The sequence below is a fragment of the Halomicrobium urmianum genome, assembly GCF_020217425.1.
Taxonomy (GTDB): domain Archaea; phylum Halobacteriota; class Halobacteria; order Halobacteriales; family Haloarculaceae; genus Halomicrobium; species Halomicrobium urmianum.
The window spans coordinates 1441690-1455847 of record NZ_CP084090.1 but is presented as its reverse complement, the minus strand read 5'-3'; the positions used below and the strand labels follow the sequence as shown (position 1 = coordinate 1455847).

Below are 14158 nucleotides of genomic sequence, written 5' to 3'. Positions count from 1 at the left end.
TTTCGCCACCGAAAGACTCGCTTCGCTCGTCTTTCGAGCCCTCGTTCGCTTCGCTCGCGAGGACCACGTTTTTCCAAAGAGTGGTGCCCGCAGCGAGCTAAAGGCTCGCGAGGACACCCGACGAAGTAAAAGGTGGTCTCAGAGTGAGAGGTGCGTGTGTCCGTCCTCGCCGGGACAGGTGGGGTCCCGGTCGGAGTAGCCGACGCGGCCGACGGCGCTGTCGCTGACGGCGCTGTAGGTCGCCATCCGGGCCTCGTCGGAGGTCCGGAACGTCTCGTCGTCGAGCCGTCCGAGGACGGAGGCCAGCGTCTCCGTCCCGTTGGGGAGCCGGAGTTCGGTGTCGCCGTAGGCTTCGATCAGGTCGGCCGTGGTCGCCGGATAGCTGTGCGCGTCGTACAGGTCGGTCGCGTCGTCGAGCAGTCGCATGCGTCCCAGAGAAGCTCATGGTTTATAATAAACCTTCACTATTAATAATGCATATATCCCTTAGTGCGTATAAGGACCGCGACCGGAAGGGACTTCTCGGCGGCGACGCTGGTGGCGGACATGGTCGTCGCGGACCTCCACGCGCACACGACGAACTCGGACGGGACGGTGACGCTCTCCGGACTGATCGACGCCGCGCGCGAGGCCGGCCTCGCGGCCGTGGCGGTGACCGACCACGACCGCCTCCACCCCGCGGTCGACGAACCGATCTCCCGCCGCGGCGACGTGACGCTGGTCCACGGGATCGAACTCCGTGTCGACGCCGGCGAGCAGCGCGTCGACCTGCTGGGCTACGGCGTCCGCGAGACGGACGCGCTGGCCGAGGAGTGCGCCAGCCTCCAGCGGGACCGGACGGAGCGAGCCCGCGCCATCGTCGAGTGCCTGGAGGAGCGACTGGGCGTCTCCGTGCCGATAGAGCCGGGACCCGGCGTCGGTCGCCCGCACGTCGCCCGCGCCGTCGCCGAGGTCACCGAGTACACGGTGCAGGACGTCTTCGACGAGTTCATCGGCGACGACGGGCCCTGCTACGTGGCCCGCGACGTCCCCTCCTTCGAGCGGGGGCGAGAGCTGCTAATGGAGGCCTGTGCCCTCGCGGGTCTCGCGCATCCGCTGCGCTACCCCGACCCCGAGGCGGCCCTGTCGCTGTGTGACTCCCTCGACGCCGTCGAGCGGTCCTATCCCTACGAGGGAACGGTCGACCCGGCACCCGTCGACGAGGCCATCGAGGCATACGGCCTCCTTCCCACGGGCGGCAGCGACGCTCACGGCGAGGAACTCGGGCTGGCCGGCCTCGACGAGACCGAGTGGGAGCGGGTGCGCGACCGCCTTCCCGTATGACGGTCGTCCGACGGAACGGAGGGTTCAAGCCCGCTCGGCCCCTCACCTGGAATATGCAGTGTCACTACTGCGACAGCGAGGCCGACATCGGCGTCGAGAAGGACGGCGTCACGGTCGGCGTCTGCAAGACCCACTTCCGGGAGCAGCTGGAGGAGCTCGAGGAGACCGAGTGGCTCGACGGGCTCCAGGACGAACTCGACATCGACCGAACCGAGTGATCCGACCGCCGTCGCTGCGTCCCGGCCGCCGCACGCGTCGGGCCGGTGGCGTTCGGAGCTGACGGGCGACGGCTTGCCCGACGCCCTCGGCCGCCCCTCCCGCCCGCCCCGACGCCGGACCTGAGGCTTTTCTCGCTCCCTGCGGTATCGTCTCACATGGAACGCGTCAGCCTCGACGACGTCGACTCGCGCATGGGGCCGGCGACCGACAGGCGTCTGCTCTCCGGGGCGCTCGGCGCCGAGAACGTCGCGCTGAACTACTACGAACTCGAACCCGGCGAGACGTTCGGGTTCGGCTACCACCGCCACGAGCGCCAGGAGGAGGTGTTCTACGTCCAGTCCGGCACCGCCACCTTCGAGACGGAGGGCGGCGAGGTGACCGTCGGTCCGGACGAGGCCGTCCGCTTCGCGCCCGGCGAGTGGCAACTGGGGCGCAACGACGGCGACGAGCGCGTGGTCGCGCTGGCGATCGGGGCCCCCGCCGACATGGGCGAGACGGAGATGCTCCGGTCGTGTCCCGACTGCGGCGGCCGGACCGAGAACCGCGTGGAGATGACCGACGAGCGCGACGCGCTCGTCACGGTCTGCGAGGACTGCGGGGCCGAGACCGGCCGCTTCACCTGAGGGCGCGCCGCCGCCCGCCGATCCGCCCTCTCGGAGGACGGTCGACTTCTCCCGGAGCAGTCGCTCGATGGCGCCTGCACCGCCCGCCGTTCCCCGTCGGTGCGCGATCAGCGACGGAACAGAATCGATTCTCGACTGCCGGAACGCCGGTCAGTCGTCGGCAGCGGCGCCCTCGCCGGCCGCCGTCTCGTCGACCGCGGGGGCGTCGCCGACGCCGGGTTCGACAGAACGGTCCCTGACGTACTCGGTGAAGTTCTCGAACAGCCGCTTGGCCTCGCAGGCCGCCCGGTAGTTCTCCTCGGTGACGCCCGCGAGTACGTCGTCGATGCGCTCCTCCGGGAGCTGGTCGTCCTTGCTCTTCGTGACGTCGCGGGCCGTCCGGGTGTCGTACTCGGGGTGGAACTGGACCGCGAAGACGTCGCCCGCACGGAACCCGTGGACGCCGTAGTCGTTCTCCGCGAACCGCTCGGCGCCCGGCGGCAGTTCTGCGACGCGGTCCGAGTGCGTCGTGAAGACGGTGAACTCCTCGTCGACGCCCGCGAGCAGCGGCGAGTCGCCGTCGTGCTCGACGGTTCGGTAACCGATCTCGTAGTCGTCCATCGGCTCGACGGTCCCGCCCAGCGCGTGCGCGAGGAGCTGGTGTCCGAAACAGACGCCCAGGAACGCCACGTCGCGCTCGACTGCGTCGCGGACCCACGCCTCGAGGTCCGCGATCCACGGCTCCTCCCAGTAGACGGAGGCGCGCGACCCGGTGACGACGCAGGCGTCGAACGCGAAGGCCTCGGGCAGTTCGCGTTCGGTGACGTCGTACTCGACGAGGTCGGCGTCCAGTTCCCGCCGGAAGTTCCGGCGGTTGTCCGACCCGTCGTGGGCCGCGTTCAGCAGGGCGATCCTGAGACTCATCGCGCTAGCGAACTGGCCCGAGCCGTAAAAACCTACCACTATCGCCCGAAAATTGCCGCGGCAGCGGTCGTCGCAGCGGCGAACGTTCGTGACGGGCCACCGTCGCCGACAACCGGTCACGCCGTCTGCTCGTCGAGCCACCCCGCCAGCGCGTCGGAGACCGCGTCCGACGTCTCGACGAAACACCAGTGGCCGCCCTCGACGGCGCGGTACTCGCCGCGGGGGAGGTCCCCGGCCAGCCGTTCGCCTGCCTCGGCCGGCACCACGACGTCGTCGACGCCGTGGAGGACCAGCACGGGGTCGGTCACCTCGTACAGCGGCGGGGCCTCGAAACCCCGCATTGCGGCCGCCTGCGCGTCCCAGCCGTCGAGGCCGGCGTCGTCCTCGCTCCGCCAGTCGACGATCCGGTCGCGGACGTCCGGGTGCCTCTCCAGGTCGACGTCGAACGCCGCGCGCAGCGAGGCCGAAAGCGCCGCGCGGTCGTCCGGGTCGGCCCGCAGGTCGTCCAGCCGGTCGGTCACCTCGCTCCCGTCGGCGGCGGTGCCGATCAGCGCCAACGACTCCGCCCGGTTGTACCGGTGGGCGTGGGCCAGCGCGATCATCCCGCCGAGGCCGGCCCCGACGAGGTGGACGTCCGCGACGCCGGCGTCTGCCAGCACTGCCTCCAGGTCGCCGGCGAGCGTCCGGACGTCGTAGGGCCCGTCCGGCGCGTCAGAGCGGCCCGTGCCGCGGAGGTCCCAGGTCAGCGCCTCGCAGGGGCCGGCGACGGCGCCGTGCTGCCAGCCCCACAGCCAGGCGCCCGCGCCGACGTCGTTGACGAACGCGACGGTCGGACCCGACCCCTCCCGTTCGTAGTACAGTTCGCAGCCGCCGTTGTCGACCGTGGGCATGCGTCTCCGTACGCGGGGGCTCCCAAAAGACGCTGCCTATCGGCCGGTGGCGGCGCCGGTCGTGGCATAGCGCCTTTGTCAGTCCCGGGAGAGCCACCGGGTGTGAGCGCGGGAGTACTGATCGGCGCAGTCGTCCTGATCATCGGCCTCGGCGTGGCCGCGCAGGTGATCGCCGATCGGCTCTCGGTCCCGAGCGTCGCGTTCCTGCTGTTCGCCGGGGTGCTCGTCGGGCCAGAGGGCCTGGAACTGGTCTCGCCGGACCTGTTCAGCACGGAGGCGCTCCGGGCCATCGTCGGCCTGAGCGTCGGCATCATCGTCTTCGAGGGGTCCTTCCACCTCTCGGTCGACCGCGTCCGCGAGGCACCCCGGGAGACGCTCGGACTGGTCACCGTGGGCGCGCTCGTGTCGCTGGTCGGCACCGCAGTCGCCGTCCGGGTCGCGCTCGGCGCCGACTGGGACCTCGCCGTCCTCGTCGGGTCGCTGCTGATCGCCACCGGCCCCACGGTCATCACGCCGATCATGAACGTCGTCCCCGTCCGCGAGCGGGTCGCCGCCGCCCTGGAGACGGAGGGCATCGTCAACGACGTCACCGCGGCCGTCCTCGCTGTCGCCACCTTCGAGTTCGTCACCAGCCCGGGAGAGACCCCGGTCGTCGTCCTCCAGGCGTTCGGCGCGCGACTCGCGCTCGGGCTGGCCGTCGGGATCGGCGTCGGGCTGACCCTGGCCGTCCTGCTGCGCCGCGTCGACCTCTCGACGGACAACGCGCCGCGGAACGCCCGCCTGATCGTCCTCGTCGGGGCGCTCGCGGCCTACGCCCTCGCGGAGACCCGCCTGCCCGAGGCCGGCATCGCCGCCGCCGCGGTCGCCGGCGTCACGCTCGGCAACGCCGACGTCCCCCACGAGGACGTGATCGCGGAGTTCAAGGGCGACGTGACCCTGCTGGTCCTCTCGTTCGTGTTCGTCGTGCTGGCGACGCTGCTGTCGGTCTCGGACCTCGCCACCCTGGGCCTGGCCGGCCTGGCCGTGGTCCTGGCCGTCGTCTTCCTCATCCGGCCGCTGAGCGTCTTCCTCTCGACGCTCGGCGGGCGGCTCAGCGTCCGCGAGCGGATCTTCGTCGCCGCGATCGGTCCGCGCGGCATCGTCCCCGCCAGCGTCGCGACGTTGTTCGCCATCGAGCTCCAGAACGCCGATCAGGCGTCGATCCTCGTCGGTACCGTCTTCCTGGTCATCTTCGTCACCGTGACCTTTCAAGGGGGGCTGGCCCGTCATGTCGCACAGGCGCTGGACGTCATACCCATGCACACGATCGTCGTCGGCGGCGGCCGGATCGGGCGAGAACTGGCCGCTCGCTTCGAGTCCCGCGGCGAGGAAGTGGTCGTCGTCGACAGCGACGAGGCCGCGGTCGAGCGGGTCCGCGGGGAGGGACACCGCGCGGTGCTGGGCGACGCGACCGACGCCGACACGCTCGAGCAGGCTGGCGCCGGCAACGCCGCGGTCGTCGCGGCGGCCACGGCCGACGACGACGTGAACCTCGTGGTCGCGCAGTTCGCCCGATCGCGCTACGGCGTGGCCACGGTCGTCGTGCGCGCCAACGAGCCCGACAACGTCGCCGCCTTCGAGGACCTCGACGTCGAGACGATCTCGGCCAGCTTCGCCGTCGCGGACGCGATGGACGACGCCATCGAGCGGCCCGCGCTGGCCCACTGGCTGGCCGACGAGACCCGCAGCGGCGACGTGCTCGAGGTGGAACTCACCGCCGCCGACGCCGACGAGCTGACGGTCCAGTCGCTGTCGGCCGACCTGCCCAGCGGCTGTCTGGTGGTGATGGTCAGCCGGAACGGCGAGGACCGCGTGCCCGACCCCGACACCGGGCTGCGGCGCGGCGACCACCTCACGCTCGTCTGCCAGGAGAACGAGGGGATGCGCGAGGCGGTCGAGCGCTGTCGGCGGTGAGCGGGGTCGCGTGCAGTCGTCGACGAGCGACCGTCACTCCTCGTCCGCCGTTTCGTCCATCTCTTCCAGCTTCCGGACGACCTTTGCGTACAGGTCCGTCGTGCAGTGCCAGCCCGCGTCGACGACGTCGTCGATCATCGTTCGCGCTTCAGCGGGCGTCTGCTCGCCGCGCTCGACGCTCGAGAGGACGACGTACGCGGTCCCCCTGGTCTCGATCCCCTCGGCGTCCGCTGCCGCTCGGCCGGCCTGCTCGTCCATGACAGCAGTCCCGTCTCGGTCGGCGGCCAGCGCGAGGACCGCCGCGTCGGCCTCACTGAGAGCCGGACTCGACGCGAGTTCCTCGAACAGCGGCGAGTCCGGGGCGTCTTCGACCGCGAAGTGACCGTTCTCGATAGTGCGCTCGATCCGACGGGCGTCGGGATACCCCGCTGCCAGCCCCGTCTCGGCGACCTCGTCGTAGACGCGAGTCGGGACGACGGCGGTCCCGTCGCGGCCCGTCAGCACGTCGAGGTGGTCCGCTTTCGCTAGGACGATCAGCGGTGTCGCGTCGACGACCAACGTCACAGTTCCTCGAGGTCCGCCGCCAGTCCGTCGTCGTCGACCCACGAAATCCCCTGTTCCTTAGCCAGCCGGGCCAGTTCCCAGGTGTCGGTCTCAGCGATCTCAGCCGCCCGGGAGAGGGTCACTTCGCCAGAGTCGAGCATGGACAGCGCACGTTCCCGACGGACTTCTGCCAGACGCTCAGTCAGGAGCTTCCGGACTGCCGTACTCCGGTCGAGGTTCTCCGTCTCGACGTAGGCGTCGAGTTCCTCCTCGAGGTCGTCCGGTACTCGCGCCGAGATCGTTCCCATGTAGTTTGCTATGTATGCGATGTTTACGTAGCTTTCGACGGAGTTTGCACTCGTCGCGAAAAGAGGATTGGTAGAACGACGCCACAACCGCGCTGCCACCCGCGAAAATGCAGTTGTCCTACGCGTTCGCGACCTGCCGCAGCACGTCGGGCGCGTCCGCCAGCGCGTCGTCAAGCGCCTCGCCGTCGGGGCCGCCGCCCTGCGCGAAGTCCGGCGGGCCGCCGCCGCCACCGCCGACGCGGCCGGCGAGTTCGCCGACGACCTGGCCGGCGTTGACGGGCACGTCGTCGGGGACGGCGACGACGAACTGGGCGCCGTCCGCACCCGAACCTAGCACGGCGATCTTGCCCTCCTCGACGAGGGCGTTGGCCTGGGCGCGCAGCTCGTCCATGTCGGCGTCGATGCGCTGGATCACGGCGGTGGCCTCGGCCACGTCCACTTCTTCGGCGTCGGCCCCGCCCGCGGCGCGGGCCTCGGCGAGTTGCTCCTTGAGGTCCTCGATCTCCTTGCCGCGGGCCTTCCACTCGGTGAAGAACCGCTCGGCGGTCTCAGGGACCTCCTCGGGGGAGACGTCGAGCACGTCGGCCGCCTCGTAGAGGGCGTCCTCGGTGTCCTGGGTGGCCTGGATCGCGGCGTCGCCGGCGGCGAAGGTGATCCGGATGACGCCGTCCTGGACGCGCTCGGTGCCGAGGATCTTGATGGCTCCGACGTCGCCGGTCCGGGCGACGTGGGTGCCGCCGCAGGCCTGCACGTCGTCGTCGACGTGGATCAGACGGATCTGCTCGCCCGGCGGGATGCCGCCCTGGTAGAGGTCGAAGCCGTGCTCGTCCTCGGCCTCGTGGCGGTCGGGCCACTCCTGGCTGACCTGGCCGTTCGCCCGGACGATGTCGTTGGCGCGGTGCTCGATCTCCTTGACCTGCTCGCGGCTGATCGACTCGTAGTGGCGGATGTCGATCCGGGAGCTCTCGGTGCCCTTCTGGGCACCGGCCTGACGGACGTGCTCGCCCAGCACCTCGCGGGCGCTGTGGATGACGATGTGGGTCGCCGTGTGGTGGCGCATCAGCCGGCGGCGCCGCGTCCCGTCGACCTTCCCGCGGACGAACTCGCCGGTGCCGGGGTCGCCGTCGCAGGTGTGGACGATCACGCCGTCGTAGCGCTGGACGTCCGTCACCTCGACGGTGGCGTCGTCGGTCGACAGCGTCCCGTGGTCCGGGGGCTGACCGCCGCCCTCGGGGTAGAACATGGTCTGGTCGAGGACGACGTCGTAGCCGCCGTCGTCGCGCTCGAAGACCTCCAGCACGACTGCCTCGAACTCCATGCGCTGCTGGTCCTCGTAGTAGAGCCGATCGGTCTCCGGGAGCTCGGCCAGGCGGTCGCCGTAGGGCCGTCCCTCCTCCTCCTCCTCGAAGGCCTGCCCGCCGCCGTGGCGGTCGGCCACCAGCGCGTAGAAGTCGTCGGGCACGTCGACCGCCGCGCCCTTCTCGGCGGCGATCTCCTCGACCGTGTCCGGCTGGATGCCGTGGGAGTCGTACAGCTCGATCAGCTCCTCGGTCGGGATCGGCTCGCCGCGCTCGGCGTACTCCTCGGCCATCTGTCGGACCCGCCGGCCACCGCGGTCCAGCGTCTCGCGGTACTTCTCGACCTCGGTGCGGACGATGTCGCGGACGGTATCGCGGTTCTCGTAGCCCAGGCGCTCGGCCTGCATGTCGACGAGCTCGTCCAGCGGCGCGTCCACGCCGACGCTGTCGACCAGCCGCTTGGTCCGCCGGAGGACCATCCGGGCGAGGTAGCCCGTGCCGACGTTGGAGGGGACGATGCCGTCCCCGAGCATGTACGCCAGCGTGCGTGCGTGGTCGGCGATGGCGTAGATCTCCTCTAGCGGCTCGACCAGCTCGACGAGGCGGTCCGTCTCGACGCCGACCTCGGCGGCGATCTCGCCGCGAGCCTCCTCGACGTCCTCGGCCTCGTCGATGTCCATGTGGCCCGCCAGCTTCGCGGCCTCGTGGACGATCGCTTCCTCCTCGTCGGTGAGATCGATGCCGGCGTTGTCCTTCAGGAACTCGATGGCGTCGGGGTAGATAGCCTCGTAGACGGTCGCGGTGCCCTGGCTCATCCAGGTCCACCGCTCCAGGCCGTAGCCGGTGTCGACGACGTAGGTGTCCATCGGCGAGTAGCGGTTGCCGTCCTTCAGTTCGTACTCGCCGTCGGGGTCCTGCTCCATCGACATGAAGACCAGCGTCGCCAGCTCGGCGCCGCGGTAGATCACTTCGAGGGCGGGCCCGGCGTTGCCGCCGCCGACCCACGGGTCCTCGATGTAGACGAGTTCGTCGAGGTCGGCGCCCATGGACGCGAACAGCTCGTCGCAGTACTCGACGGTCTCCTCCTTCCAGTAGACCTCGCCCTGGTAGGCGTACTGGTCGGGGTCATCGAGGTCCTCCCGGGCGTTGAACGCGTGGTGAGCCATCATCTCGAAGGCCATCGTGTGCCGTCCCGTGACGCCCACGTTGTCGATGTCCTGCATCCGGATGCACGGCTGGGAGACGGTCAGCGGGTTCGCCGGCGGCGGCGTCTCGCCGGAGGTCACCAGCGGCTGGAAGTCGTAGATGGAGGCCTGGGTCAGCAGGACGTCGTCGCGCCAGCGGTTCGCGGCGACGGGGTAGGGATCGATGCGCTCGTGGCCGTTGTCCTCGAAAAAGGAGAGGAAGGCCTCGCGCATCTCCTCGAGGGTGTACTCCTCGTCGAACCCGGGATTGTCGATGAACCGGTACTCACCGCAGGGGGGCTCGCCGCAGATCTCCCGCTCCTCGTCGCGGGTCCAGAAGTGGTCGCCGCACTCCCGACACTCCCGGCGGACGAACCCCTCCTCCTCGAAGTAGTCGAGTCGATACTCGTCGGCGAGGTCGCTCATTGCGGTAGTCTTCGCCGAGGAGCGCCTAAAACTGTTCCGAACCCCGGTCCGTTGCGGCGACGATTGCCGGATGGTGACGACGCGAGCCCCGGGAGTGACGACCCCCCCGTCGCTCCCCTATCGGCCGCGCCGGGATTCTTTCGGAGTTCCGGACGACGGGAAAAGCCTATGTCACCGCCTCGGGAAGCGGCGCGCATGTCCGCGCTGGAACTGCGCTCCCTCCGCAAGCGGTTCGGCGACGTGGTGGCGCTCCGCGGCGTCGACCTCACCGTCGAGGAGGGAGCGGTGTTCGGCTTCCTCGGCCCCAACGGCGCGGGGAAGTCCACGACCATCGACATCGTCCTCGACTACCTGCGCCCGACCGGGGGCGAGGCGCGGGTCTTCGGCCTCGACGCGCAGGCGGACGCGAAGGCGATCCGCCGGCGCACGGGCGTCCTCCCCGACGCCTATCACCTCGACGGGCACCTCACCGCCCGCCAGCACCTCCGGTACGCCGTCGACTCGAAGGACGCCGACGACGACCCGGCGTCCCTCCTCGACCGGGTCGGCCTCGCCGGTGCCATCGATCGACGCGTCGGAGGTTTCTCGAAGGGGATGACCCAGTGGCTCCTGCTGGCGACGGCGCTGGTGGGCGAGCCCGACCTGATCGTCCTCGACGAGCCCTCGACCGGGCTGGACCCCAACGGCGCGCGCATGATGCGCGACATCGTCCGCGAGGAACGGGAGCGGGGCGCGACCGTCTTCTTCTCCTCGCACGTCCTCGGGCAGGTCGAGGCCGTCTGCGACCGCGTCGCCATCTTACAGGACGGCGAACTGATCGCTCAGGACACCATCGAGGGCCTGCAGGCGGCCGCCGGCTCCGGCGGGACGATCACGGTCACGCTCGACGGCCGGCCGGACGGGACCCTCGAGACGGTCCGCGGCGTCGCCGGCGTCTCGAACGTCGCGGTCGACGGGCGAGCGGTCACCGTCGCCTGCCCCGACGACAAGAAGGCCGCGGTCGTCGACGTGCTCCGGGCCGACGGCGCGAGCGTCGTCGACATCGAGACCAGCGACGCGTCCCTGGAGGACCTGTTCGCCGCGTACACGGAGGGGGAGCGATGAGCTGGACGATCGTCTCGCGACGGGACGCGCTCGATCCGTACCGGTCGCGCTCGCTGTTCGCGCACCTGGCCGTCTTCGTCCTCGTGTTCGGCCTGCTGACGCACGTCCAGACCAGTTCGGATCAGCCGCTGGCGACGTACCACGCGAGCACCGTCGCCTTCTTCCTGCCGCTGGTCGCCCTGCTCGTTGGGTACAAGTCCGTCGCCGGCCCCCGGGAGAACGGCGGGCTCCGCGTCGTCCTCTCCTTTCCCCACACGCGGCGGGAGGTCCTCCTCGGGACCGTCGTCGGCCGGGCGGCCGTGGTCACCTCGCTGACCACCGTCGGCTTCCTAGCGTCGACGGCCGTCTACCTCGTGAAGGTCGGCGTCCCCGACCTCGCCTCTCTGGCCGTCGGCTGGCTGTTCGCGGTGGGGCTCGGCGTCGCGATGGTCGCCCTCGCCGTCGGCCTCTCCGCCAGCGTCCGGACGACCAGCCGCGCCGTCGTCGCCGTCTTCGGGACCTTCCTGCTGCTGGCGATGCTCTGGGGACAGGTCCCGACGCTGCTCCGGTTCGTCGCAAACGGCTTCGCGATGCCCACCGGGCCGGGACCGGAGTGGGTCACGGCCTTCAGACAGCTGAACCCGACGAACGCCTACCGGACGGCGGTCAACGTCCTCGCGACGCCGATTCCCGCCCCCGACGCCGTCTACTACCGGCCGTGGTTCGGCGTCCTCGTCCTGCTCGGCTGGACGGTCGTCCTGCTGCTGGTCGGGCTGCAGCGGTTCGAGAACAGCGACCTCTGAGAGGAGAGAATCCGCCTACTCGTCCAGCGCCAGTGACGCCAGCATCGCCTCGAGCTGGATGCGCTCGTTGGCGCCCTCGGTGATGCGGTAGTCGGTCTCGCCGACCCGCTCCAGCACTTGGACGGCCTCGCGGTCGCTCATGTCGAACTCCCAGACCGAGCGGTGGAGCTGATCGATCACGTCGCCGCCGGCGATGCCCTCCTCGGTGAGGAGTTCGTTCAGCCGGGAGCGGGCGGCGGTGAAGTCGCCGTCCAGCGCCGACTCGACCATCTCGTGGATGTCCTCCGGGCGGGCGGTGGAGGTGACCGCAAAGACGGCCGCCTCGTCGACGACCTCGCCGGTCGCGGCCGCGCCCTGCAGGCCGTTGATCGCCGCGCGCATGTCGCCGTCGGCCGAGTAGACGAGCGCGTCGACGCCGTCGTCGGTCACCTCGATGCCCTCCTCGTCGGCGATCGAGCGGATCTCGTCGGCGACCGCGGCGTCCGACAGCGGCGAGAACCGGAAGACCGCGCAGCGGGACTGGATCGGGTCGATGATCTGGCTGGAGTAGTTACACGAGAGGATGAAGCGGACGTTGTTGGAGAACTGCTCCATCGTCCGGCGCAGCGCCGACTGGGCGTCGCTCGTGAGGGCGTCGGCCTCGTCGAGGAAGATGATGCGGTGCTCGTAGCCGCCGAAGCTCGTCCGCGCGAAGTCCTTGATGCGCTCGCGGACCACGTCGATCCCGCGCTGGTCGGAGGCGTTCAGCTCCAGGAAGTTCTCTTCCCAGTCGTCGCCGTACAGCTCGCGGGCGATGGCCGTCGCGCAGGTCGTCTTCCCGACGCCCGCCGGACCCGAGAAGAGGAGGTGGGGAAGGTCGTTGCGCGCGACGTAGCTCTGCAGGCGCTCGACGATGCCCTCGTGGCCCCGGATCTCGTCGAGGGTCTGGGGGCGGTACTTCTCGATCCAGACGTCCCCGCGCCCCGGCTCTGACTCGGCCTCGCTCATGGTCCGAGGGAGGCCCCGGCCGGTCTTAAACATCCCGAGACGAGGGACGCGCTCGACGACACCCTCAAGGCCGCCCGGGCGAATCCTCGCACATGCGCGTGACCGTCGAGGTGGCCGGCGAGGACACCCACGAAGTGGACGCTCCCGAGGACGCCACCTACGCGGACCTGCTGGAACCGGTCGACCTGAGCCCCCACGAGGTGTCGATGCTGGTCGACGGCGACCCGGTTCCGACGGACCAGCCCGTCGAGGCCGAGCACGTCCGGGTCGTCCGCCTCATCAAGGGCGGGTGACCCGCGTGCGCGTTCGCGAGGCGACGCCCGACGACCGCGCCGCCGTCGCCAACGTCGTCGACGGCGCGGTGCTGGCGGTCGACGACGACGTTCTGGCCCGGAGTCTGGACGTGGGCGAGACGCTCGTGGCCGTCTCCGACGACACCGACCGCGTCCTCGGCGCGCTCGTCCTCGACGGCAACCGGATCGCCGCCGTCGCCGTCCGGCGACGCCGCCGCGGCCAGGGGATCGGATCGGCGCTCGTCGAGGCCGCGGCCGAGCGCCGGGAGCGACTGACCGCCGAGTTCGACGCCGACGTGCGGCCCTTCTACGAGTCGCTGGGGTTCGAGATAAACGTGGTCGAGGGCGAGTGCGAGCGGTGTCGCGGACGGCTGGACTGTGAATAGCGGAGTCTTCTGACGCTGACGGCTACCACGCGGATCTTCGGCCGCGTCTCTACCACGAAGCACTTGAAAATAACTCGCGGCTATCCGTGATAATGGGGTCCGTCACACGTCGAACATTCGCCGGTGTGGCTGCCTGTACTGCCTTCGGGCAGTTCATCAGCGTTGAGGCGACGGCCGCGGCCGAACGGCCGGAGATACTGTGGGAGGAAGCCTTCGCCGGGGACGACGATGGCTATGCCGGCGCGGCACAGTTCCCGGACGGCGATGTCGCGCTCGCGATCGAACGGTATGACGACCAGCCTGACGAGCTACTCCGGATCACGCCCGACGGCTCGGTCCGCTGGCGCCGTTCCGTCGGGGCCGACCTCGACGACGTTCGCACCGGGGCCGTGACCACACACGGCGGCGGCGTCAGCCGTCTCCTGTACGGCGACGACGTCAATCACGTCGTTCACGTCAGCGCCGACGGCAAGGTTGATCGCCAGTGGGGGGTACGGGTCTGAACTCCACGCCTACAACTGGTGGCTGCGCGTCGACGGGTCGACGGCGTACGTCGTCGGGTCCGCCAACAGCGTCCACACCGATATCGTCCACGTCACCGTGCTCGACGCCGAGAGCTGTGAGCGTCTGTGGCTGAAGTGCTCTGTTGAATCCGCAGATAGCGCGGGGATCGGGGCTGAACACACGTCATCAGACGCCAGTTGTGACGGATTCTCACAAGCGGACTTCGAACGATAGGCGGTTTTGGAGAGCGAATGCTGGTTCCGAACAGCGATCTGTCGCTGACTGCTGCTCAAACACTAGATGCTGGTCCAGCGATCCAGCCATCGTCACTGGATTCAACAGAGCAGACGAAACATACTGCGGATCAAGAGGGGGCTTCTGGTGGTATCTCTATTCAGTCGCACAGCTTCGGTGACCCCATTTATTCGGAAC

At 69.9% G+C, this 14158-nt stretch carries 16 protein-coding genes; 9 read left to right on the top strand and 7 right to left on the bottom strand.

Features of this window, described 5'->3' with window-relative positions; genetic code table 11:
- Positions 1–138 precede the first annotated feature (138 nt).
- Positions 139–426 carry a DUF5789 family protein gene (locus LCY71_RS07035; RefSeq protein WP_225335653.1) on the bottom strand — a complete coding sequence of 96 codons (288 nt, stop codon included), beginning with the start codon at positions 424–426 and terminating at the stop codon, positions 139–141.
- A 120-nt stretch (positions 427–546) separates the two neighbouring features.
- Between LCY71_RS07035 and LCY71_RS07030 the strand changes: the two genes are divergently transcribed.
- From LCY71_RS07030 to LCY71_RS07020, 3 genes are all read left to right on the top strand, one after another.
- Complete coding sequence (locus LCY71_RS07030) at positions 547–1323, top strand: PHP domain-containing protein (RefSeq protein ID WP_225335652.1); 777 nt, start codon at positions 547–549, stop codon at positions 1321–1323.
- 53 nt (positions 1324–1376) lie between these two features.
- Positions 1377–1541, top strand: a complete 165-nt coding sequence (locus tag LCY71_RS07025; protein ID WP_225335651.1) for a DUF6757 family protein — start codon at positions 1377–1379, stop codon at positions 1539–1541.
- Between the two features lie 156 nt (positions 1542–1697).
- Positions 1698–2165, top strand: coding sequence for a cupin domain-containing protein (locus LCY71_RS07020; protein WP_225335650.1), 468 nt, complete (start codon positions 1698–1700; stop codon positions 2163–2165).
- A gap of 150 nt (positions 2166–2315) precedes the next feature.
- On the opposite strand, the gene LCY71_RS07015 is transcribed toward LCY71_RS07020, so the two are convergent.
- Both LCY71_RS07015 and LCY71_RS07010 read right to left on the bottom strand, forming a co-directional pair.
- A complete protein-coding gene (locus LCY71_RS07015) occupies positions 2316–3068 on the bottom strand; it encodes a type 1 glutamine amidotransferase (RefSeq protein ID WP_225335649.1) in 753 nt (250 codons plus the stop codon).
- Positions 3069–3184: 116 nt separating this feature from the next.
- Positions 3185–3958 (bottom strand): alpha/beta fold hydrolase, encoded by a 774-nt coding sequence (locus LCY71_RS07010; protein WP_225335648.1) that lies wholly within the window; start codon positions 3956–3958, stop codon positions 3185–3187.
- 102 nt (positions 3959–4060) lie between these two features.
- On the opposite strand from LCY71_RS07010, the gene LCY71_RS07005 reads away from it, so the two are divergent.
- Entirely contained in the window at positions 4061–5911 is a 1851-nt protein-coding gene (locus LCY71_RS07005; RefSeq protein WP_225335647.1) for a cation:proton antiporter, read from the top strand.
- A 33-nt stretch (positions 5912–5944) separates the two neighbouring features.
- Here the strand turns inward: LCY71_RS07005 and LCY71_RS07000 are convergent, their stop codons facing one another.
- The 3 genes from LCY71_RS07000 to alaS form a co-directional block, all read right to left on the bottom strand.
- Positions 5945–6475, bottom strand: coding sequence for a PIN domain-containing protein (locus LCY71_RS07000; RefSeq protein WP_225335646.1), 531 nt, complete (start codon positions 6473–6475; stop codon positions 5945–5947).
- Entirely contained in the window at positions 6472–6762 is a 291-nt protein-coding gene (locus LCY71_RS06995; RefSeq protein WP_225335645.1) for a UPF0175 family protein, read from the bottom strand. Before LCY71_RS06995 ends, LCY71_RS07000 begins: the two co-directional genes overlap by 4 nt.
- Before the next feature lie 118 nt (positions 6763–6880).
- Positions 6881–9670, bottom strand: a complete 2790-nt coding sequence (gene alaS, locus LCY71_RS06990; protein WP_225335644.1) for an alanine--tRNA ligase — start codon at positions 9668–9670, stop codon at positions 6881–6883.
- Between the two features lie 195 nt (positions 9671–9865).
- Between alaS and LCY71_RS06985 the strand changes: the two genes are divergently transcribed.
- Both LCY71_RS06985 and LCY71_RS06980 read left to right on the top strand, forming a co-directional pair.
- Positions 9866–10774 (top strand): ABC transporter ATP-binding protein, encoded by a 909-nt coding sequence (locus LCY71_RS06985; protein WP_225335643.1) that lies wholly within the window; start codon positions 9866–9868, stop codon positions 10772–10774.
- The gene (locus LCY71_RS06980) at positions 10771–11556 is read left to right on the top strand and encodes an ABC transporter permease subunit (protein ID WP_225335642.1); all 786 of its coding nucleotides are present in this window, start codon (positions 10771–10773) and stop codon (positions 11554–11556) included. The genes LCY71_RS06985 and LCY71_RS06980 overlap by 4 nt, the downstream gene beginning before the upstream one ends.
- A gap of 15 nt (positions 11557–11571) precedes the next feature.
- Here LCY71_RS06980 and LCY71_RS06975 read toward each other — a convergent pair whose 3' ends face one another.
- Complete coding sequence (locus LCY71_RS06975; RefSeq protein WP_225335641.1) at positions 11572–12543, bottom strand: replication factor C small subunit; 972 nt, start codon at positions 12541–12543, stop codon at positions 11572–11574.
- Positions 12544–12635: 92 nt separating this feature from the next.
- Between LCY71_RS06975 and samp2 the strand changes: the two genes are divergently transcribed.
- From samp2 to LCY71_RS06960, 3 genes are all read left to right on the top strand, one after another.
- Entirely contained in the window at positions 12636–12836 is a 201-nt protein-coding gene (gene samp2 / locus LCY71_RS06970; protein WP_225335640.1) for a ubiquitin-like small modifier protein SAMP2, read from the top strand.
- A gap of 5 nt (positions 12837–12841) precedes the next feature.
- Complete coding sequence (locus LCY71_RS06965; RefSeq protein ID WP_225335639.1) at positions 12842–13222, top strand: GNAT family N-acetyltransferase; 381 nt, start codon at positions 12842–12844, stop codon at positions 13220–13222.
- Positions 13223–13314: 92 nt separating this feature from the next.
- Positions 13315–13725, top strand: a complete 411-nt coding sequence (locus tag LCY71_RS06960) for a hypothetical protein (protein ID WP_225335638.1) — start codon at positions 13315–13317, stop codon at positions 13723–13725.
- Positions 13726–14158 lie beyond the last annotated feature (433 nt).

Coding starts and splice junctions, on each gene's coding strand:
- LCY71_RS07035 (WP_225335653.1), bottom strand. CDS start 426: ATGCGACTGCTCGACGACGCGACCGACCTGTACGACGCGCACAGCTAT.
- LCY71_RS07030 (WP_225335652.1), top strand. CDS start 547: ATGGTCGTCGCGGACCTCCACGCGCACACGACGAACTCGGACGGGACG.
- LCY71_RS07025 (WP_225335651.1), top strand. CDS start 1,377: ATGCAGTGTCACTACTGCGACAGCGAGGCCGACATCGGCGTCGAGAAG.
- LCY71_RS07020 (WP_225335650.1), top strand. CDS start 1,698: ATGGAACGCGTCAGCCTCGACGACGTCGACTCGCGCATGGGGCCGGCG.
- LCY71_RS07015 (WP_225335649.1), bottom strand. CDS start 3,068: ATGAGTCTCAGGATCGCCCTGCTGAACGCGGCCCACGACGGGTCGGAC.
- LCY71_RS07010 (WP_225335648.1), bottom strand. CDS start 3,958: ATGCCCACGGTCGACAACGGCGGCTGCGAACTGTACTACGAACGGGAG.
- LCY71_RS06995 (WP_225335645.1), bottom strand. CDS start 6,762: ATGGGAACGATCTCGGCGCGAGTACCGGACGACCTCGAGGAGGAACTC.
- alaS (WP_225335644.1), bottom strand. CDS start 9,670: ATGAGCGACCTCGCCGACGAGTATCGACTCGACTACTTCGAGGAGGAG.
- LCY71_RS06985 (WP_225335643.1), top strand. CDS start 9,866: ATGTCCGCGCTGGAACTGCGCTCCCTCCGCAAGCGGTTCGGCGACGTG.
- LCY71_RS06980 (WP_225335642.1), top strand. CDS start 10,771: ATGAGCTGGACGATCGTCTCGCGACGGGACGCGCTCGATCCGTACCGG.
- LCY71_RS06975 (WP_225335641.1), bottom strand. CDS start 12,543: ATGAGCGAGGCCGAGTCAGAGCCGGGGCGCGGGGACGTCTGGATCGAG.
- samp2 (WP_225335640.1), top strand. CDS start 12,636: ATGCGCGTGACCGTCGAGGTGGCCGGCGAGGACACCCACGAAGTGGAC.
- LCY71_RS06960 (WP_225335638.1), top strand. CDS start 13,315: ATGGGGTCCGTCACACGTCGAACATTCGCCGGTGTGGCTGCCTGTACT.